The organism is Amycolatopsis sp. NPDC114505 (assembly GCF_055633615.1).
Map to the genome: position 1 here is coordinate 2,560,880 of NZ_JBVKDV010000001.1, position 19,017 is coordinate 2,579,896.

The following is a 19,017-nucleotide window of genomic DNA, read 5'->3' on the forward strand; positions in this document are numbered from 1 at the left end:
CTCCGGAGCCGGGACTGGCAGGATCAGCCCGATGGGGACCGAGGCGCGGGTGCTGCGGACGAGGACGATCCTGCTGTGGGGAGCCGGCCTCCTGGTGATCGCCGCTGTCGCGGCCACCCTGCTGCTCACCCTGCTCGGGGGTGGCCGGCCGGAGGACTCCGCTCGGCTGGATGCCCTCAAGACCGCCGCCAACATCGTCGTCGGGACCGGGGGTGCCGCCGCTCTGCTGCTGGCCGCTCGGCGGCAACGGTCGGCCGAGCTGGACCTTGCCCAGAAGGACCACGATGCCACCGAGCGGCGGATCACCGAGATCTACGGCAAGGCCGCCGACCAGCTCGGCAGTGACAAGGCGCCGGTGCGGCTCGCCGGGCTCTACTCCCTCGAACGGCTGGCCGGTGGGTACGCCGAGCACCGGCAGACCATCGTCAACGTCCTCTGCGCCTACCTGCGGATGCCGTACAAGCACCTCCCGAAGAACGCCGAGGAGCTGCAGGTCCGCAAGGCCGCGCAGCGGATCCTGATGCTGCACCTGCGGCCCGGGTCCGGGGAACGGCCGAACGGTGACTTCTGGCCGGACGTCGACCTCGACTTCTCCGGGGCGACGCTCGTCGGCCTGACCCTCACGCACTGTTCGATCCGGTCGATCGTGTGCTTCGAAACGAAGTTCCTCGAACTGACTTCCTTCCGCGGCTCCGAATTCCGCACGAAAGCGGACTTCAATCAAGCGAACTTCGTTGACCGCGTCGATTTCCGCGGTACCGATTTCGGTGGTCGGCAAGACGGCTTCAACGGCGCCGTTTTCGCAGGTCCGGCCGATTTCGGCACGAAGTCCGAAGCCGGGCTCGCGGGCGCCGAAGCGCAACAGGGCTTTCGTCGGACCTGGCCGCCGGGCTGGGAAGAACGCCCGATCGCCGACCGGTCGGGTTGGTCACAGTTGACACGAAAGGACGATCCGGGGCAACCGGGCGCCCGATAAGATCGTCCGACCAAGGAAAGGTCGCCATTCCTGACCCGGGAGGTGAACCGGCGATGATTATCAGACGGGCCGCCCACTGGGCGTCTCCGACCCTTCGGACGGGGTGCCGCGACGTGATCGGCGCCGGGTGGAACCTCCGGGACGGGATGACGGCTCGGCGAGTGGCGGCCCTCGGGCCGGTACCGGTGTAGACGAGCAGCTTGGTGGCTGCCGGCGGTCTCCACCGCACGGTCCGACCTCGCCCTCGCGACCCGGCATCACCGACGCGCACCCGGAGACCGCCCGGGGCCTGCCCCGACGCGGTGCGTGGACACCGCCACCGGTCGGCCGTTTAGGCTGGTGGTCGTGGAGTACGCAGAGCACATCGCAGACCTCGTGGGCAACACCCCCCTGGTCAAGCTGAACTCGTTGACCAAGGGGCTCAAGCCGCTCGTGCTGGCCAAGGTCGAGTACCTGAACCCGGGTGGCTCGGTCAAGGACCGGATCGCGCTGCGCATGATCGAGGCGGCCGAACGCTCCGGCGCGCTGCGCCCCGGCGGCACGATCGTGGAACCGACGTCCGGCAACACCGGCGTCGGGCTGGCCATGGTCGCGCAGCGCAAGGGCTACCAGTGCGTCTTCGTCTGCCCGGACAAGGTCAGCGAAGACAAGCGCAACGTCCTCAAGGCCTACGGCGCCCGCGTCGTGGTGTGCCCGACCGCGGTGGCCCCCGAGCACCCGGACTCCTACTACAACGTCTCCGACCGCCTGGTCCGCGAGATCGACGGCGCCTGGAAGCCCAACCAGTACGCCAACGCGCAGAACCCGGAGAGCCACTACCTCTCCACCGGCCCCGAGCTGTGGAAGCAGACCGACGGGAAGATCACGCACTTCGTCGCGGGCGTCGGCACCGGCGGCACCATCTCCGGCACCGGCCGGTACCTCAAGGAGGTCAGCGACGGCCGCGTGCAGGTGGTCGGCGCCGACCCGGAGGGCTCGGTCTACTCCGGCGGCAGCGGCCGCCCCTACCTGGTCGAGGGCGTCGGCGAGGACTTCTGGCCGGAGACCTACGACCGGAACATCGCCGACGAGATCATCCCGGTCTCCGACGCCGACTCGTTCCAGGTCACCCGGCGGCTCGCGCTGGAGGAGGGCCTGCTGGTCGGCGGCTCCTGCGGCATGGCCGTCGCCGCCGCGCTGAAGCTCGCCGAGCGGCTCACCGAGGACGACGTCGTGGTCGTGCTGCTGCCCGACGGCGGCCGCGGCTACCTGACGAAGGTTTTCAACGACACCTGGATGTCCTCCTACGGCTTCCTGCCGCCCGACTCCTCGGGCGCGACGGTCGCCGACGTGCTCACGAAGAAGAGCGGCTCGCTGCCGTCGCTGGTGCACTCGCACCCGAACGAGACGGTCGCCGAGGCCATCGCGATCCTGGCCGAGTTCGACGTCAGCCAGATGCCCGTGGTCAGCGCGGAGCCGCCGGTGATGGCGGCCGAGGTCGTCGGCGCGGTCAACGAGCGTGACCTGCTCGAAGCGCTGTTCACCGGCAAGGCCCAGCTGGCCGACCGGCTCGACCGGCACATGTCCCCGCCGTTGCCGACGATCGGCGGCGGTGAGCAGGTGGGCGCCGCGATGACGGCGCTCGAGGGTGCCGACGGCGCGCTCGTGCTGGTCGACGGCAAGCCGGCCGGGGTCGTCACCCGGCACGACCTCCTCGGTTTCCTGGCCGGTCGCTGAACAGCGGCTGAGAAGAATCTTAATCGGCGGACCCGGCCGGGGCGTTACGAGCGCCCTGCCGGGTGATCCGATAGCGTAGGGCGCAAATAGAACACTTTCGCGTTCTCGTCAAGGGGGTTCAAGACCCACATGAGTGCACCGCAGCCACCGAACCAGCCGTGGGGTGGCGGCCAGCCACCTCAGGGCCCGCCGAGTGGCCCCCAGCCGCAGCAGGACAACCCGTTCGGCAGCCCGGAACCGACCCAGGTCGTGCAGCCCGCCCAGCCACAGGGCGGTTCCCCGTTCGGGGAGACGCCCGAACCGACCCAGGTCGTCCAGCCGTCTTACCCGGGTGACGGCGGGGCGGGCGCGACCCAGGCGATGCCGCCGGTCGACGCGAACGCGACGCAGATGGTGAACCCGGCCGGCGGCGGCGACGCCCCGGTCGCGGACTCCACACAGCTGGTTCCGCCGGGCTCCCAGCCGCCGGCGATCCCGTACACCCCGCCGCCGAGCGCGGCCGACAACCCGGCCGCGGCGTTCGGCCAGCAGCCGGGCGGCTACGGCCAGCAGGGCGGCTTCGGCCAGCCGGGGCAGCCGGGTCAGCCCGGCGGGTTCGGGCAGCAGCCGGGCTTCGGCCAGCCGGGGCAGCCCGGCCAGCCGCCGCAGGGCTTCGGCGGTCCCGGGTTCGGTGGCCCCCAGCAGCCCGGCTTCGGTGGTCAGCCGCCGCAGTTCGGCGCGCCGGCGGGTGGCGGCAACGGCCTGTTCGGCTACATCGCCGGCGGCGTCGTCGCGCTGCTGGGCCTGATCGCGCTGATCATCTCGTTCAGCTACATGGGCGACGCGAGCGACTACTCGAAGATCTTCGACCTCGCGCCGGACCAGGCGGCGATCGACAAGGTGCTCGACGCGGCCGGCATCATCGGCCCGGGCCTCGTCTGGTTCTACGTGATCATGATCCTCGTGGGCGCGCTGATCTCCCTCGCCGGCGGCGTCGGGCTGGCGCTCGTGGGCAAGCTCGGCGGGATCAAGAAGTTCGTCCCGATCGCGATCGCCGCGGGTGGTGCGCTCCTCACGGTCTTCGCGCTGCTGCTCAAGATCGGGATGACGCCGAACGCCGAGACGCTCGCGCAGTCGACCGCGTCCGAGAAGGACACGTTCGGCCTCGGGCTCCCGCCGCTGATCATCGGCGTGCTCATCCTCATCGTGGGTGTCCTCGGGCTCATCCCGGCGACGCAGCAGTTCGTCGGCCTCGGTGCCGGCGGTGCCGCGCCGGGCGGGCCGCAGGGCTTCGGCGGACCGCCGCAGGGTGGCTTCGGCGGCCCGCAGCAGCCGGGTGGCTTCGGTCAGCCGGGCCAGCCCGGTCAGCCGGGCGGGTTCGGGCAGCAGCAGGGTGGCTACGGCCAGCCGCCGCAGGGCTTCGGTCAGCCTCCGGGCTACGGCCAGCCGGGCGGGCCCAACCCGTCCAGCGGCGGGTTCCCGCAGCCGTCGAGTGGCGGTTTCCCGCAGCCGGGTCAGCAGCAGCCGGGCGGTTACGGCCAGCCGGGCCAGCCGCCGCAGGGCTACCCGCAGCAGCCGGGGCAGCCGCCGCAGGGCTGGGGCCAGCCCCCGGGCCAGCAGGGTCCGCCCAGTGGCGGGTTCGGCCAGCCTGGTCAGCCGCCGCAACAGCAGCAGTGGTGAACTAGTACACCGCAGCGTGCCCCGGAGCCCATTCGGCTCCGGGGCACGCTGCATTTACAGCCGAATACGCAATTGTCCGAAAAGGACAATTGCGTGGTATCGAAGACCGTGTGGATCGCGTGACAGCATTTCTGCCGCTACCGCATGAAAATGATCTTGGGTTCCGCCGTCCGGCCGAATTCCGTTCTCTTTCGGAGTCACTTCCCCCTTTGCCGACTAGGGTGAACGCCGTAGTCCCGCTCTGCTGATGGGGGAGTTGTGACCGGTCCACGCGGATACCCGGTGGCGCATTCGCATTCGTATTCATCGACTCGTCCGTCCGGAGTAACGGCGATACTCGCCGGCCTGCTCGGACTCGCCGCCGCCGTCGCCGCGGGATATGTGCCGGTGAAGATCTTCCTCGACATGCCCGCCGAATTCAGCCTCGGCGCCCTGCCGGGCTGGGTGCTCGTGGACCTGGCCGCCTACCTCGGTGCCGGGCTCGTGCTCCTGCTGGGCGCGCTGGCGACGTTCTTCCGGGCGACGGCGGGGGCGATCCTGCTCGGCCTCGGTGCGTTGCTGGCCGTCGGGGCGCTGCTGACGGAACCGCTGTCGGTGGGCGTCCCGCTGGGCCGGTTCGCGGACGCGATGTTCACCCACGGCGGCTTCGCGATGGTCGACCGGGTCGGCCTGGCCGGTCTCGCGGTGCTGGTCCTGATCCTGGCGTTCCTGCCGCCGACCTTCCGCTACCTGCGCTACCGCGCGCCGATGATGCCGATGTGGGCGGGCCAGGAGGCCTACTCGTCGCGGAGCTGGTGACCCGCGCCGGTCACCCGCGGTGACCGACCCTATCCTCGCTGCCGTGACCCGAACCGAAGGCCGGACGGCGCTCGCCGCCGCGGCGCTCGCCCTGCTCGGCGGGCTGCTCTACCTGGCGGGGCTCGTCCTGGACGTCGTCGCGCTCGTCCGGTTCCCCGGTGACGCCGGCCGGGTGGTCGTCCACGCGGCCGTGAACGTCGTGCTCGCCTCGACGCTGCTGCCCGGCGGCGTCCTGCTGCTGCGCCGTCAGCCGGCCGGCCGGATCGGCTGCATCGCCGGGAGTTCGGCGGCGCTGCTCGCGACGCTGACGTCCGCGGTCCTCGCCGCGGCCGGGCTGACGTTCGCGGACATCGGCGGGCCCGGCGACCTGGCGATGGGCGGGCTGACCGCCCTGGCACTGGTGGCGCCGCCGGCACTGGTCACGCTGCTGCTCGCGGTGTCCGCGCCGGCCGCCCGGTGGTGCGGTTTTGAGACCCATCCCACCTGACGGGAATGTCGGGGCCTCGCCGTACGCTTAGCCCATGGTGGACGACTACTCCGTACTGGGATTCGAGACTCGCGCGATCCACGCCGGTCAGAAGCCAGACCCCCGCACCGGCGCCGTGATCGTGCCGATCTACCAGACCTCCACCTACGCGCAGGACGGCGTGGGCGGGACCCGCGAGGGCGACTACGAGTACTCGCGCACCGCGAACCCGACCCGCTCGGCGCTGGAGGAGGCGCTGGCCTCGCTGGAAGGCGGCCGGCACGCGCTGGCCTACGCCTCCGGCATGGCGGCCTCCGACGTGGTGCTGCGCAGTACCCTGCGCCCCGGTGACCACCTGGTGCTCGGCAACGACGCGTACGGCGGCACGTTCCGCCTGATCGACAAGGTGCTCAGCCTGTGGGGCGTCGAGCACACCGTCGCCGACCTGGCGAACCTCGACGAGGTGCGCGCCGCCATCCGGCCCGAGACCAAGCTGATCTGGTGCGAGTCGCCGACCAACCCGATGCTCGGCATCGCCGACATCGCCGCGCTGGCCGGCGTCGCGCACGACGCCGGTGCCCGCCTGGTGGTCGACAACACCTTCGCGACGCCGTACCTGCAGAACCCGCTCTCGCTGGGCGCGGACATCGTGCTGCACTCGACGACGAAGTACCTCGGCGGCCACTCCGACGTCGTCGGCGGCGCCGTGATCACGAACGAGGACGAGCTGCGTGAGCAGCTGTTCTACCTGCGCAACGCCGCGGGCGCGGTGCCCGGCCCGTTCGACGCGTGGCTGACGCTGCGCGGCATCAAGACGCTGGCCCTGCGCATGGAGCGGCACAGCGACAACGCCGAGCTGGTCGTGCAGGCGCTGGTCAAGCACCCGAAGGTCGCGAAGGTCTACTACCCGGGCCTGCCGGAGCACCCGGGCCACGAGACGGCGGCGAAGCAGATGCGCCGCTTCGGCGGGATGGTGTCGTTCAGCCACGCGGACGGCGAGCAGGCGGCGCTGGAGGTGGCGTCCCGCACGAAGCTGTTCATCCTGGCCGAGTCGCTGGGCGGCATCGAGTCGCTGATCGAGCACCCGGGCAAGATGACCCACGCGAGCACGGCAGGCTCGACGCTGCAGGTCCCGGCCGACCTGCTGCGCCTGTCGGTCGGCATCGAAGACGGCCGTGACCTGGTCGCGGACCTGCTGACCGCGCTGGGCTGACCCTGGACACAGCAAAACGGCGCCGGAGCTGCTCCGGCGCCGTTTTCGCGTTGCTCAGGGGTTGTAGTTGCCGTGCACGACGCCACCCGACTTCGGGGTGCCCGTCGCGGGCAGGGTCGCGCCGTCGACGCAGCCGCCGACCAGCTCGACGTGGCTGTCGTGGCGGATGTACTGGGCCGGGGAGCCGCACGAGGCGTTGTCCACCGTGAAGTACGCGGCTCCGGTCAGCGCCGCGGCCGAGGCCAGCCCGATGACCAGCGGGACCAGCCCGGCGGACCGGGTGGCGCGACTCCGTCGAGCGGCGTCCGCGTCGTTCCCCCGTGCCATGGTTGCTCCCTGTTTACCGCGTATTGACACGCCAAGGGTACCCGGCTCCCGGTCCGGTCAACCTGTGGAGTTCCTGAGTGGCATAACCTCCGGCCATGGAACTCGTGACCATCGAGCGGATCCAGGCCGCCCGGGAACTCCTACGCGGAGTCACCCGGGTGACGCCGATGGAGCACGCGCGTGACCTGCGCAAGCTCCACGGCGGTCCGGTGCACCTGAAGTGCGAAAACCTGCAGCGCACGGGCTCGTTCAAGATCCGCGGCGCCTACACCCGCATCCACGGCCTCAGCGCGGCCGAACGTGAACGCGGGGTCGTCGCGGCCAGCGCCGGCAACCACGCGCAGGGCGTCGCGCTCGCGTCGTCGCTGCTCGGTGCCAAGTCCACCGTCTTCATGCCGCTGCGGGCGCCGCTGCCGAAGCTGGCCGCCACCCGCGGGTACGGCGCCGACGTCCACCTGCACGGCGCGCTGTTGGAGGAGACCCTCGCCGCGGCGATCGAGTTCGGCGAGCGGACCGGGGCGGTGTTCATCCACCCGTTCGACCACCCGGACGTCATCGCCGGTCAGGGCACCGTCGGCCTCGAGATCCTCGAGCAGGTGCCCGGGGTGAAGACGATCCTGGTCGCCACCGGCGGCGGCGGGCTGGTCGGCGGGGTCGCGTCGGCGGTGAAGGCGGTGCGCCCGGACGTCCGCGTCGTCGGCGTGCAGGCCGAGGACGCGGCGGCGTACCCGCCGTCGCTGGCCAAGGGTTCGCCGGTGCGGCTGGGCTCGACCTCGACGATGGCCGACGGGATCGCGGTCGGCGAGCCGGGCCCGGTCAGCTTCGCGCACGTCGCGTCGCTGGTGGACGACGTCGTGACGGTCTCGGAGCAGTCCCTCTCCCGCGCGGTGCTGCTCTGCCTGGAACGCCGCAAGCTGGTCGTCGAACCGGCCGGTGCGGCGCCGGTCGCGGCGCTGTTGCAGCACCCCGGCGTCTTCGAGCCCCCGGTGGTCGCGATCCTCTCGGGCGGCAACGTCGACCCGGTGCTGCTCCTGCAGATCATCCAGCACGGCATGACGGCGGGCGGCCGCTACCTGCGCCTGCACCTGCGGGTCCCGGACCGCCCGGGTTCGCTGGTGGGCGTGCTGTCCTGCGTGAGCGAGCTGGGCGCGAACGTGCTCGACGTCGAGCACTCCCGGATCTCCGGCAGCCTCGACCTCGGTGAGGCCGACGTCGTCCTGGCGCTCGAAACCCGCGGCCCCGAGCACTGCAAGGACCTTGAGGTCGCGTTGACGAACGCGGGCTACACGGTCGTCTGAGGCTGCTCTCCGGTGATCGCCGCCAGGGCCAGGTCCTTCGCCGGCTCGGGGACGTCCGCCGGCGCGGTGAAGCGGCGGGCCCGGATGTGGGCGACCAGGTCCGGGTCCGGCGGCACCCCGTGCTCTCGCAGGTAGTACGCCACCGCGCCGGGCCAGGCCCACGCGCCGTCGGTGCGGAAGTTCATCGGCACCGCGTCCGCCCGGTCCGGCGCGAACGCGTCCGGGCCGTTGCTGCGCGAAGCGAGGATGACGGGCGCCGCGTCGAGGTACGCCAGCACCCGCTCGGCCTCGGCCGGGATCAGCGGCTGACGGCGGACGAGCGGCTTGCCGGACGCGTCGACGCCGTCGTAGATCCGCGGCGTGCGGACCTCGCCGTCGGCGGCCGGCGGGGTCAGCCCGGCACGCTCACGCAGCCAGCCCGGGATGTGCTCGTCGGCCCGCGGGAAGAACCGCAGCTCGTCCTGGAACCCGATCGGCGGCGGCTGCTGCCGGAACGGCGGCTCGAGGTCCGGCCGCACGAAGTCGACGTCGGGTGGCTGCCCGGGCTCGAACACCAGGATCGCGCCCAGCCAGGTGCCGAGGCCGGGCTGGTACATGCCCGACCGCAGCGCGCCGAGCAGCCGCACCGTCTCCGGGTGCGGCTGCGCCGGCCGGGGAAGCCCGTCCGGGCCGGTCACCAGCAGGTCGGTCTCGACGTGCCGGCCGGCGGCGCGGTACTCGACGCGCAGCTGCCGCCAGCCCGGCGGGACGGCTGCCGTGAGCGCCGCGCCGATCTGCCGGACGAGCTCGTGGCGCTGCTCCGGCCGCAACGGCCCCGGTGGCTGCGTCATGGTCAGGCCCCTTCGGCGCCTTGGCGCAGCCAGTCGGGCGTGCGCCGCTCGGAACGCGGATAGCGCCGCAGCTCTTCGGCGTACGCCTCGGCCGGCGGCCGCGTCTGGAAGCCCGGGTCTTCGGTCGTGTTGAACTGCGCTTTGACCGACTCCGGGAACTTCATTTCGTACTTCAGGCTCACCCACGTGCCCCGGTCTTCGGACGCCGAAGCCGCGCGGTGGCGCCGAAGCAGCTCGAGCACGTGCTCCGGCGGCGTCCACGGGTAGACCGTCCCGGTGACCGAGTGGACGACCGCGCCGGACTCCTCGTAGTCGCCGACCGCGCGGAACTGCAGCTGGACGTAGTCCCAGCCCGCGGGAAGGGCGAACTTCAGCTCGTCCGCGACGCTCTTCAGCAGGGCGTTCGGCTCGTCCGGGGTCCGCGTCCCGCCGGTTTCCCCCTTGATCCCTTCCCGGTACCAGGCCGGGATCCACTCGTCGTCGCGGGGGAACGTCTCGAAGTCGTGGTCGAAGACCGCGGGGTCGACCGGCGGGTCCCACCGCGGGTCCGAGTCGAAGTTGTAGGTCACGCGGTAGTCCCCGGACGGCTCGATGACCAGCCGCATCGACAGCCAGGTACCGCGGCCGCGCATGTACTTCTTCTGCCGCAGCTCGGACAGCAGCGGGCTGATGGCGGGCGGCGGTTCCATCCGCGCCGCGTCGCCGTCGGGCATGACGACCGCGAGCGAGATCTCCTCGACCGTCGAAGCGACGCGGGCCGTCATGTCGATCCGCCGCCAGCCTTCGGGAGCGGCGTCCATCAGCCAGCCGCCGATCCAGCGGACGATCTGGTCCTCGTCCGCCTCCCGGAGATCAGGTCCGGGTGGGGGGTACCACGGGGGCTGGGAGCGGGACATTGCGGAAACTCCTGTAGTTGTAGGTGCGGGTGCCGTCGGGGTGGATTCTCTCGGACATCACGTGCAGGCGATCGGGGCTCTCGGTGTTCGGCGTCGACGGCTCGTCGGCGTAGACGCGCGTCGTGCCGTGGTCACCGCCGTTGCGTTCGAACGTCCGGCGGTCCGTCTCCATCTGCGCCCAGTTGTGTTCGTCGCCCACGAGGTGGTTCTGGTTGTAGTCCTGCGGAACCATGCCCATCCGGCCCTGCAGGCCGCCCGACCGGTGGTCGGCGGTGTGCCCGCCGCGGTTGACGGTGCTGCCCGGGTGGTCTTCCAGCCCGACGTGGCCGGTGCGTTCCTGCGGGCCGAGGCCGACCCGCTTGGTGGCCGGGCTGGAGTAGTCCGGCTCCCAGGAAACGGCGGCGTTGCCGTGCGCGTCGACGTGGTAGTGCATGTTGTCGGCGCCGATCTCGTACTTGGCGCCGCGCACCGGCATGCCGTCGGGCCGCCCGGCGTGCTGGTCGTGCATCGTGTTCTTGTCACCCGTCTCCGGGTTGATCATGCCGCGTTCGTTGTCGTGCCACGTCTTGATGTGCGAGAACTCCGGCGGGTTCTCCCCGTTGGTGTAGAAGGTGCCGTGCCACTGGTCGGTGCCGTCGGGCGCCCTCGAGTAGATCTCGTACCGGCTGTTCGGCTTGAGGTCCTCCGGGGGAGTGGCACCGAACGGGCCGTCGCCGCTGTGGCTCGGGTCGTAGCCGGTGATCCGGCGTTCGGTCGGCACCGGGTCGGTCGGCGGGTCGAAGCGGTCGATGTCCAGCTCGGGACGTCCGTCCGCGTCCGTGTGGAACTCGAACTGCCCCTCGCCGGTGTTGACCCGGTAGTCGACGTCGCCGAGCAGGTGGGAGGCGTCCGGGTTGCCGGTCTGGAGCCTCGGGTCCACATCGCTGCCGACGCGCGTGTTCGGGACGTCGGCGTCGACGTGCGTGATCCGCGGCGGCTGGTCGCCGTTCGTGTAGACGCGGGTGAAGCGGCCGTCCGGGTCGGTGACCTCGTAGCGCGTGTTCGGTTCGAGGTGCCGCGGGTTCGCCGGGTCGTAGAACCGTTCGTGCCGCCCGACTGTCACGTCTTCGTGCCGCTTGAACTCCGGTTCCTGCCAGCCGTCCTCGACGTCGTGCATGTCCGGGTGTTCCTTGCCCCGGGCGAGCGCACTGTCGGCGTCGACGTCGTGCGCGTCGCCGTGGTGGCTGTCCGGCGCGAAGCCGTCGTCGCCGGCGCGGTGGGTCGAGCCGTCCGGGTGGTGGGTGTTCCACTCGCCGTCCGGCGGGATCCGCGGACGCATCCGGCCATCCGGGCCGATTTCGTAGTCGGAGGAGAAGACGCGGCCGTGCGAGTCGGTCCACGCCGGCTTCGTCGGAGCCATGACCTCGGTGTCGAGCTCCCGCGAAAGCCGGTGCGCAAAGTCGTTGGAGCCGGCGTCACAGCCGATCAGCCGGACCGGGCGGCCGTCGTAGTCTCCGTTGCGGCGCAGGATGTCCGCGAACTCTTCGGGCGTGTAGAGGCGGTCGCCGATCCGGGCGTGGCCATCGGGCGTGACGTGCACGTCGACGGTGTAGCGGCCGTCCGGGTCGGGCTGCACGCGGTGCGGCAGATCGCCCATGTCGGGATCGCCGGCGTGGTACGAGCTGCCCGAGGGGGTGCTTTCCGAGTGCCGGGCGTTGACCTCGTCCGGGGTCAGCGGGTCGTCGTGGTGCGGGGGGCCGCCGTCCGGGTCGGCGGGGTTGTGGTCGTGGGGTGCGTTTTCGTGCGGTGCGTTTTCGTGAGGGGCGTGGCCGGGGGTGCCGCCGTCCGCGCCTGGTGGGCGGGTGCCGGGCGTGTGGCCGCCGGGGCGGGTGTCGGGGGCGTGCGTGCCGGGGCCGTAGCCGCGGGCCGCCGGGGCGGGTGCGTCCGGCGTGCGCGCGCGTCCCGAGGGCAGGTCGCCGCCGGCGCGGGGCCAGCCGGGTGCGTCGACGTGCGGGGTGTGCGCGCCCGGGCTGCCCGGGGTGCCGGTCCAGCCGCCACCACCGCCGCCGCCGCCGGTGCGCGGGGAGCCACCGCCGAGACCGCCACCGCCTGGGGCACCGCCGGGCGGCATCCCGCCACCACCCATCGGAGCGCCACCCTGCGGTGGAACGCCGGGTGCGTCCCCGCCTCGCGGCGACGGGACGGTGCCCGGGTCACCGGTCCGCGGAGCGGTCGGGGCGGTGCCGCTGGCGGAGGTGGTGCCGTCGGCTCGCGGAGGTGCGGCGCTGCTCGGGGTCTCGGTGCCTGCGTGCGAACCGGGTGCATCGGATCGCGCGGCGGGCGAGGAGCCGGAGTGCGTGGGAACGGGACCGTTGTCGCCACCGCGAGTGGGCGAGGGGCTGCTGTCCCCGCCACGGGCCGGGGACGGACTGCTGTCACTGGCGTGCGAGGGCGTGTTGTCGCCTGCGCGGGTGGGCGACGGACTGCTGTCCCCGGCGTGTGAGGGCGTGCTGTCGCCGCCGCGAGTCGGTGAGGGGCTGCTGTCGCTCGCGTGGGAGGGCGTGCTGTCGCCGCCGCGAGTCGGTGAAGGACTGCTATCGCTCGCGTGAGAGGGAGTGCTGTCGCTGCCACGGGTCGGTGAGGGACTGCTGTCCCCGGCGCGGGAGGGGGTGCTGTCGCTGCCACGAGTCGGTGAAGGGCTGCTGTCCCCGGCGCGGGAAGGCGTGTTGTCGCCCGCGTGCGAGGGAGTGCTGTCGCTGCCGCGCGTGGGAGAAGGGCTGCTGTCGCCCGCGCGGGAAGGCGTGCTGTCGCTGCCGCGGGTCGGCGACGGGCTCGAGTCCCCGGTGTGGGAAGGCGAGCCGTCCGAACGCACCGCCGATGGGCTGCCATCCGGCGAACCGTCACCACTGTGCGCCGAGGGTGAACCGTCTCCGTCGGGTGAACGGGAACCGTCTCCACTCGAACTCCGGCGGGAGGCCGAGTCCGGCGACGAGTCGGTGTTCATCGGGTCGGAACTCGGCGAATCCCCGTCCGTGTGAGCAGGATCGCCGGAATCCGTCGACGAACCCTCGCCGTCGCCACCGTGGGCGCGGGTGTGGACTCCGCCCTCCCCCTTGGGGATCTTGTGGACGAAGCCGCCTTCCTTGACCTTCAGCCCGTCGAGCCCGCTGACCTTGCCGAGCACCTTGCCGAAGACCTTCGCGATCTTCTCGAAGATGTCCACCAGCTTCGACAGCAGCGGCGACACCTTGCGGATCGTGTCGGTGAGCTTCTTCAGCAGCTCACCGATCTTCTTGCCCCACTTGGCGATCGCGGCCGACGCCTGCGCGACGACGACCGGGGTGCCGAAGCCCAGTGAGAAGACTTCCTCCATCACCCACGCGATCAGCTTGCCGACCAGGTCCGCGATCAGCTGCCGCACCGTCTCGCGCACGAACGAGACGACCTGGCCCATGATCATCGTGACCGTGCTGATCGCGCCGGCCACCGTTGCCGCGCCGGAGAGGGCGTCGCTGTGCTCCGCGGCGAACTTGCGGTACGCGTCCGCGCCGTCGCCGGTCCAGCCGGTGGTTCCGTTCTTGACCGCGTTGTCGAAGTCGGTCTTGCGCTCGCCCAAGGCCTTCGAGACGTTGCCCCAAGTGTCCGCATAGGACTGGATCACCGGTGGGTTGCCCGCGAGCGAATCGAGCATGTCCTTCAGCGGCTGGATGTGCTCCATCAGGAACGACGCCACCGACGACATCAGGTAGCCGAACGGGTCGATCGCCGCGCCCGCGATCTCGCCGGCCAGGCTGAGCGCGCCCAGTCCGCCGGAAACCCAGTCGCCGTCCTTGATCCCGTTGAACGCGTCCATCGACGACTCGGCGAGGCCGATGCCGCCGGCCCAGCCGTAGTCGCCGTTGCCCGCGGTGAACGCGCCCGGCCCGTCCGGGTCCGCCTTGGCGTCGACGACGAGCGGGTTGCCTTCGGGCATCACGCACCGCCCGTGGACTTGTTCAGGTCGTCGGCCACGCCGGCCTCGTACTTGTGGTACGCCGCCGCGGCTTCGCGGACCTTGCCGGAGACCGCGGTCATCGCCTGCACGGCGTCCTTCAGCGCGTCGATCCCGTACTGCTCCACCGGGTCCAGCATCATCCGGAACGGCTGGCAGAGGATGCCGTACGCGTCGGTCGGCATGCTGACCTGGTTCGCCGCGTCGACGGCCTGCTGCAGCCCGTCACCGATGGCGTCGAGCTGGTGGGCGTGCGCCGTCAGGTCGGTGCTGAGTTCCACATCCGTCATCGGTTTCCCCCTCAGGAAAGAATCGGACCGCCGAAGTCGTCGTCATCGTCGTTGTCGGCCGGACGCCGGCGCCGCGGCGGCTGCGGCGGAGCAGGCGGCGCGGGCGGCGGAGGTGGGATGCGCGGCGGCTGCTCTTCGTTGTCCTCCGGCAGGAACCGGCGGACGCGGTCGGGCTCCGGGAACGCCGGCTCGGGCTCCGGCGGCGGTTGCGGGAAGGTGCTCTGCGCCTCGCGGACGATCTCCACCGCGGCCTGGTCGCCGGTGCCGGTGGTCTCGGTCATGGCCTGCTGCAGCAGCTCCGGGATCCGGGCCTGCGCGCGCTGCACCAGCTGCATCACCTGTGCCGACACCTCGGCCATCCGCTTGCCGGCCGCCGTCTCCGCGATGACGAGGTTCTTCAGCAGCCCGCGCGAATCGACGGTCACCGTGACGGTGCCGTCCTTCGACCGCTCGGTGACCGACTGGCCCTGCATGCGATCGGCCAGCGCCTGGTACCGGGCGGCGTTCTCTTCGAGCCGCTTGGTCCAGTTGTCGATCATCGCGTCGCTGGCGTCGATGCTGTCCGGCATCCCGGCCCCTTCTCTCTGCTTCTCCACACTGACGGTCCCGGATCGCCATCGGTTCCCGGAACGCGTCAAAGGCCACCATAGGGGACCTGACGGTTCCCGATGGTGGCCTTCGCCGAGTTGTGTCAGAGGTTGCCGCGACGCTCCTGTTCGCGCTCGATGGCTTCGAACAGCGCCTTGAAGTTGCCCTTGCCGAAGCCCAGCGAGCCGTGCCGCTCGATCAGCTCGTAGAAGACGGTCGGACGGTCGCCGATCGGCTTCGTGAAGATCTGCAGCAGGTAGCCGTCCTCGTCGCGGTCGACCAGGATGCTGTGCTCCTTGAGCGTCTCGATCGACACGCGGACGTTGCCGATCCGGGCGCGCAGCTCGGGGTCGTCGTAGTAGGAGTCCGGGGTGTCGAGGAACTCGACGCCGGCGGCGCGCATCGCGGTGACCGTGGCGATGATGTCGTTGGTGGCCAGCGCGATGTGCTGGCAGCCGGCGCCGCCGTAGAACTCGAGGTACTCGTCGATCTGCGACTTCTTCTTCGCGACGGCGGGCTCGTTCAGCGGGAACTTCACCCGGTGGTTGCCGTTCGAGACGACCTTGCTCATCAGCGCCGAGTACTCGGTCGCGATGTCGTCGCCGACGAACTCCGCCATGTTCACGAAGCCCATGACGCGGTGGTACCAGTCGACCCAGTAGTCCATCTTGCCGAGCTCGACGTTGCCGACGCAGTGGTCGACGGCCTGGAACAGCCGCTTCGGCGCGCCTTCGGGCCGCTTGATCGTGCTCTCGCGCGGCTCGTAGCCGGGCAGGTAGACACCGGTGTAGCGCGACCGGTCGACCAGCGAGTGGCGGGTTTCGCCGTAGGTCGCGATCGCGGCGACGCGCACGGTGCCGTGCTCGTCGGAGACGTCGTGCGGCTCTTCGAGGATGGTCGCGCCCTGCGCGCGGGCGTGCTCGACGCACTTGTCGACGTCGGTGGTCTCCAGCGCCAGGTCGATGACGCCGTCGCCGTGCTTGCGGTGGTGGTCGAGCAGCGCCGAGTCCGGCCGCACGCCGCCGGTGATGACGAACCGGGCCGAGCCGGACTTGAGGACGTAGGACTTGCGCTCGAAGTCGCCGGTCTCGGGGCCCGAGTAAGCGACGAGCTGCATTCCGAACGCGATCTGGTAGTACCAGGCGGTCTGGGTGGCGTTGCCGGCGATGAACACCACCGCGTCCATGGCCTTGACCGGGAACGGGTCGGTCGAGGCGTCGTGGTCGACGAGCCCGACGAGCTGACGCAGCTGGTCATAGCTGACGTCGTCGAGCGCGCCCTGAGGTTCGGCAGTCTGGGTCATACCTCGAAGGATCAGCCTGTGCGGCAAGATGTGCAATGGTCTCAGTTTTCTCTGGACATTATGCTTGGTAGTTGACGGACATCTGCTGTCATCGTGGACAACTTGTGCAGGGAGCGGGCCATGTCGGAAAACCTGGACGCGCTGGACGCGCGGCTGCTGCTGTTGCTCACCGACTCCCCGCGCCTGGGCGTGCTGGAGAGCGCGCGCCGGCTCGGGGTCGCGCGCGGGACGGTCCAGGCGCGGCTGGACCGGCTCACCGAACGCGGCATCCTCGGCGGCTTCCCGCCGGAGCTCGACCTGGCGGCGATGGGCTACGGCCTGACGGCGTTCGCGGTGCTGGAGATCGCCCAGGGCCGCCGCGCGGAGGTGGCGAAGGCGCTTTCGGCGATCGACGAGGTGTGCGAGGTCCACGCGACGACCGGCCAGGGCGACCTGTTCGTGCGCATGGTGGCGCGGGGGAACGACGACCTGCAACGGGTGATCGACGAGGTGGTGGGGGTCCCGGACGTGCAGCGGACGTCGACGTCGATCGCTTTGTCGACGCCGGTGCCGCCGCGGGTCCGCCCCCTGCTGGAGCGGACCGCGCGGGAGGAGTGACTCAGGCTTGGTCGACGACCTGGGCCAGGTACCGCCGGGCCGACCGCTGCACCACCTCGAAGCCGTCGGTGCGCACGATCGCGTCCCACCAGGCTCCGTAGATGGCCTCGAACCGGTACCCGGCCAGCAGCTCGGCCGCGCGGCGCACGATGTGCGGGCGCTCGGGGACCAGGTTCGGGTAGCTGTACATGAAGCCGACGTGCGTGCGGTCCGGGATCACCTGCACGATGTCGCCGGAGAGCAGGGCGCCTTGGCCGTCTTCGCCGTCCGGCCAGTGCAGGACCGTGCCGCCGGTGAAGTGCACGCCCAGGTTGATCAGGCGCAGGTCGTCGGCGACGTCCAGGGTCGTGCCGGACCACAGCTTCACCGCCGGGTCGGGCCGGCCGATCCACTGCTGGTCGCCCTCGTGCAGGTAGATCGGCACGTCGAACGCGTGCGCCCACTCGACCATCGTCGTGTAGTAGTGCGGGTGGCTGATCGCGATGCCGGTGATCCCGCCCAGGTCCCGGACCTGCTGGACGAGCGCGTCGTCGAGGTACGCGGCGCAGTCCCAGAGGAAGTTGCCGGAGCGCGCCCGCACCAGCAGTGCGCGTTCGCCGATCGCGAAGCCGGGGTTCGAGCCGACGCCGATGATGCCGCGGCCCTGCTCTTCGACGCGCGGCGTGTATGTGCCGCTCGCGCGCAGGGTCGCGAGGTTCGTCCACTGCTGCCCGGCCGCCGGGACGTACTGGCGTTCGTCCTCGCAGACCGGGCAGTCGTCACGGGCCACGGCGTACTGCATGCCGCAGGCCTGGCAGATGGGTTCGGTGCTCACGACGGTGTCCTCCCAGTGTGTGGATCCTGGGAGGACACGCTAGCCGCGACCTACTTGGCCTCGGTGTACGGAACCGCCTTGACCAGGGTGACCTTCTGGAGCTTGCCGTTGGGCAGCTCGTACTCGCGCGACTCGCCCTCCTTCGCGCCGAGCAGGGCCTTGCCCAGCGGCGACTCCGGGGAGTACACGTCGAGGTCGCCCTCGGCACCCTCTTCGCGGGTCGCGAGCAGGAACTTCTCGTCCTCGTCGTCGCCCTCGTACCGGACAGTGAGGACCTTGCCGGGGCCGGCGGTGCCGTCGTTCGCGGGCGCTTCGCCGACCTTGGCCGAGCGCAGCAGCTCCTGCAGGTGCCGGATGCGCGCCTCGGCCTGGCCCTGTTCTTCACGGGCGGCGTGGTAGCCGCCGTTCTCCTTGAGGTCGCCCTCTTCGCGGCTGTCGTTGATGCGCGCGGCGATGACCGGACGATTCTCGATCATTTCGTCGAGCTCGTGCTTGAGCCGGTCGTAGGCATCCTGGGTCAGCCAGGTCACCTTGGTGTCGCTCACGGTCACCATCTCCTCGTCGGGCCTGCCAGGCTTGCGTGTTCAAGCCGGCCCACGTGGGCGTAGGTGCCCGCGTGGCTGAGATAAAGGAAAAACACGGCCCGTCGCGGGCCGTGCTGAGGGGTCAGACTATCACGGCGCGACTGGTCAACGCCCGTTATTTCCGCGCGCCGTGGGCGTTGGGCGCGCGGTTCACCCCGTTGGCCGCTATGGGGTTGACAGGTAGTCTGGTATGTCGTACGAGCAGCCGTACACGTCGGCCGTCACCGGTTCCCCGATGCTCTTGATCGTCGTGGTCATCCTGCTGTACTTCGCGCCGGCGGGGATCAGGAGCTCTTTGCGGCCGCTCTCGGCGCCGGTCTTGTCGCGGACGCGGACGATGCAGACGCCCGCCCGGTTGTTGTCGTCCCGCGTCACGTTGATGGTGATCTGCATCGCGTTGCCCGGTTCGCCGCTGAACGCGACGCGCTCGGCGTCGATCGGCGCGGCACCGAGGTTGACGTACGCGACCCACGCGATCACGCCGCTGACCAGCAGGGCGATGGCGAGGAACAGCCAGCGCCGCCAGCGGCGGGGGGCCTTCGCGCGCGCGGTGCCGTAGCGGCCTTCGGGCAGCACGGGCGCTGCCGTTTCCGCCGGTCCGCCTGCCAACGCGGGGCCTCCTGCTCGTTCTTGTCGTACCCACGGGGACAATGGTGGGGCGGGTACGGCTTCGAGTATCCGCCCGCTGGGTG

18 protein-coding genes are annotated in these 19,017 nt (G+C 71.1%); 8 read left to right on the plus strand and 10 right to left on the minus strand.

Going from position 1 to position 19,017, the window contains the following annotated elements; genetic code table 11:
- Positions 1 to 31: 31 nt before the first annotated feature.
- From ACZ7OU_RS12785 to ACZ7OU_RS12810, 6 genes are all read left to right on the plus strand, one after another.
- Positions 32 to 976, plus strand: a complete 945-nt coding sequence (locus ACZ7OU_RS12785; RefSeq protein WP_470255148.1) for a pentapeptide repeat-containing protein — start codon at positions 32 to 34, stop codon at positions 974 to 976.
- A gap of 345 nt (positions 977 to 1,321) precedes the next feature.
- Positions 1,322 to 2,692 carry a cystathionine beta-synthase gene (locus ACZ7OU_RS12790; RefSeq protein ID WP_470241778.1) on the plus strand — a complete coding sequence of 457 codons (1,371 nt, stop codon included), beginning with the start codon at positions 1,322 to 1,324 and terminating at the stop codon, positions 2,690 to 2,692.
- A gap of 129 nt (positions 2,693 to 2,821) precedes the next feature.
- Positions 2,822 to 4,351: a hypothetical protein gene (locus ACZ7OU_RS12795; RefSeq protein WP_470241777.1), complete on the plus strand. Its 1,530-nt coding sequence runs from the start codon at positions 2,822 to 2,824 to the stop codon at positions 4,349 to 4,351.
- A 387-nt stretch (positions 4,352 to 4,738) separates the two neighbouring features.
- The gene (locus tag ACZ7OU_RS12800) at positions 4,739 to 5,149 is read left to right on the plus strand and encodes a hypothetical protein (RefSeq protein ID WP_470255149.1); all 411 of its coding nucleotides are present in this window, start codon (positions 4,739 to 4,741) and stop codon (positions 5,147 to 5,149) included.
- Between the two features lie 43 nt (positions 5,150 to 5,192).
- Entirely contained in the window at positions 5,193 to 5,636 is a 444-nt protein-coding gene (locus tag ACZ7OU_RS12805) for a hypothetical protein (RefSeq protein WP_470255150.1), read from the plus strand.
- A 34-nt stretch (positions 5,637 to 5,670) separates the two neighbouring features.
- On the plus strand, positions 5,671 to 6,828 hold the full coding sequence (locus tag ACZ7OU_RS12810) for a cystathionine gamma-synthase (protein ID WP_284749075.1): 1,158 nt from the start codon (positions 5,671 to 5,673) through the stop codon (positions 6,826 to 6,828).
- Between the two features lie 54 nt (positions 6,829 to 6,882).
- Here ACZ7OU_RS12810 and ACZ7OU_RS12815 read toward each other — a convergent pair whose 3' ends face one another.
- Positions 6,883 to 7,155: a hypothetical protein gene (locus ACZ7OU_RS12815; protein ID WP_470241773.1), complete on the minus strand. Its 273-nt coding sequence runs from the start codon at positions 7,153 to 7,155 to the stop codon at positions 6,883 to 6,885.
- Between the two features lie 95 nt (positions 7,156 to 7,250).
- Between ACZ7OU_RS12815 and ilvA the strand changes: the two genes are divergently transcribed.
- The gene (ilvA, locus tag ACZ7OU_RS12820) at positions 7,251 to 8,453 is read left to right on the plus strand and encodes a threonine ammonia-lyase (RefSeq protein ID WP_470255151.1); all 1,203 of its coding nucleotides are present in this window, start codon (positions 7,251 to 7,253) and stop codon (positions 8,451 to 8,453) included.
- On the opposite strand, the gene ACZ7OU_RS12825 is transcribed toward ilvA, so the two are convergent.
- The 6 genes from ACZ7OU_RS12825 to hppD all read right to left on the minus strand — a co-directional run bounded on the left by ACZ7OU_RS12825 (position 8,438) and on the right by hppD (position 16,330).
- On the minus strand, positions 8,438 to 9,283 hold the full coding sequence (locus tag ACZ7OU_RS12825; protein ID WP_470255152.1) for a ferredoxin: 846 nt from the start codon (positions 9,281 to 9,283) through the stop codon (positions 8,438 to 8,440). The two genes, ilvA and ACZ7OU_RS12825, sit on opposite strands and share 16 nt — an antisense overlap.
- Positions 9,284 to 9,285: 2 nt before the next feature.
- Positions 9,286 to 10,179, minus strand: a complete 894-nt coding sequence (locus tag ACZ7OU_RS12830) for a hypothetical protein (RefSeq protein WP_470255153.1) — start codon at positions 10,177 to 10,179, stop codon at positions 9,286 to 9,288.
- Entirely contained in the window at positions 10,136 to 14,131 is a 3,996-nt protein-coding gene (locus tag ACZ7OU_RS12835; RefSeq protein WP_470255154.1) for a WXG100 family type VII secretion target, read from the minus strand. The genes ACZ7OU_RS12830 and ACZ7OU_RS12835 overlap by 44 nt, the downstream gene beginning before the upstream one ends.
- On the minus strand, positions 14,131 to 14,439 hold the full coding sequence (locus tag ACZ7OU_RS12840) for a type VII secretion target (RefSeq protein WP_470241768.1): 309 nt from the start codon (positions 14,437 to 14,439) through the stop codon (positions 14,131 to 14,133). Before ACZ7OU_RS12840 ends, ACZ7OU_RS12835 begins: the two co-directional genes overlap by 1 nt.
- A gap of 11 nt (positions 14,440 to 14,450) precedes the next feature.
- Positions 14,451 to 15,008, minus strand: coding sequence for a YbaB/EbfC family nucleoid-associated protein (locus ACZ7OU_RS12845; RefSeq protein WP_470255155.1), 558 nt, complete (start codon positions 15,006 to 15,008; stop codon positions 14,451 to 14,453).
- A gap of 122 nt (positions 15,009 to 15,130) precedes the next feature.
- On the minus strand, positions 15,131 to 16,330 hold the full coding sequence (gene hppD, locus ACZ7OU_RS12850) for a 4-hydroxyphenylpyruvate dioxygenase (protein ID WP_470241766.1): 1,200 nt from the start codon (positions 16,328 to 16,330) through the stop codon (positions 15,131 to 15,133).
- A 120-nt stretch (positions 16,331 to 16,450) separates the two neighbouring features.
- Between hppD and ACZ7OU_RS12855 the strand changes: the two genes are divergently transcribed.
- The gene (locus ACZ7OU_RS12855) at positions 16,451 to 16,927 is read left to right on the plus strand and encodes an Lrp/AsnC family transcriptional regulator (RefSeq protein ID WP_470241765.1); all 477 of its coding nucleotides are present in this window, start codon (positions 16,451 to 16,453) and stop codon (positions 16,925 to 16,927) included.
- A gap of 1 nt (position 16,928) precedes the next feature.
- On the opposite strand, the gene ACZ7OU_RS12860 is transcribed toward ACZ7OU_RS12855, so the two are convergent.
- From ACZ7OU_RS12860 to ACZ7OU_RS12870, 3 genes are all read right to left on the minus strand, one after another.
- On the minus strand, positions 16,929 to 17,741 hold the full coding sequence (locus tag ACZ7OU_RS12860) for an MBL fold metallo-hydrolase (RefSeq protein WP_470255156.1): 813 nt from the start codon (positions 17,739 to 17,741) through the stop codon (positions 16,929 to 16,931).
- 50 nt (positions 17,742 to 17,791) lie between these two features.
- Positions 17,792 to 18,295: a transcription elongation factor GreA gene (gene greA / locus ACZ7OU_RS12865; protein WP_470241763.1), complete on the minus strand. Its 504-nt coding sequence runs from the start codon at positions 18,293 to 18,295 to the stop codon at positions 17,792 to 17,794.
- A 195-nt stretch (positions 18,296 to 18,490) separates the two neighbouring features.
- A complete protein-coding gene (locus ACZ7OU_RS12870) occupies positions 18,491 to 18,934 on the minus strand; it encodes a DUF4307 domain-containing protein (protein ID WP_470255157.1) in 444 nt (147 codons plus the stop codon).
- Positions 18,935 to 19,017 lie beyond the last annotated feature (83 nt).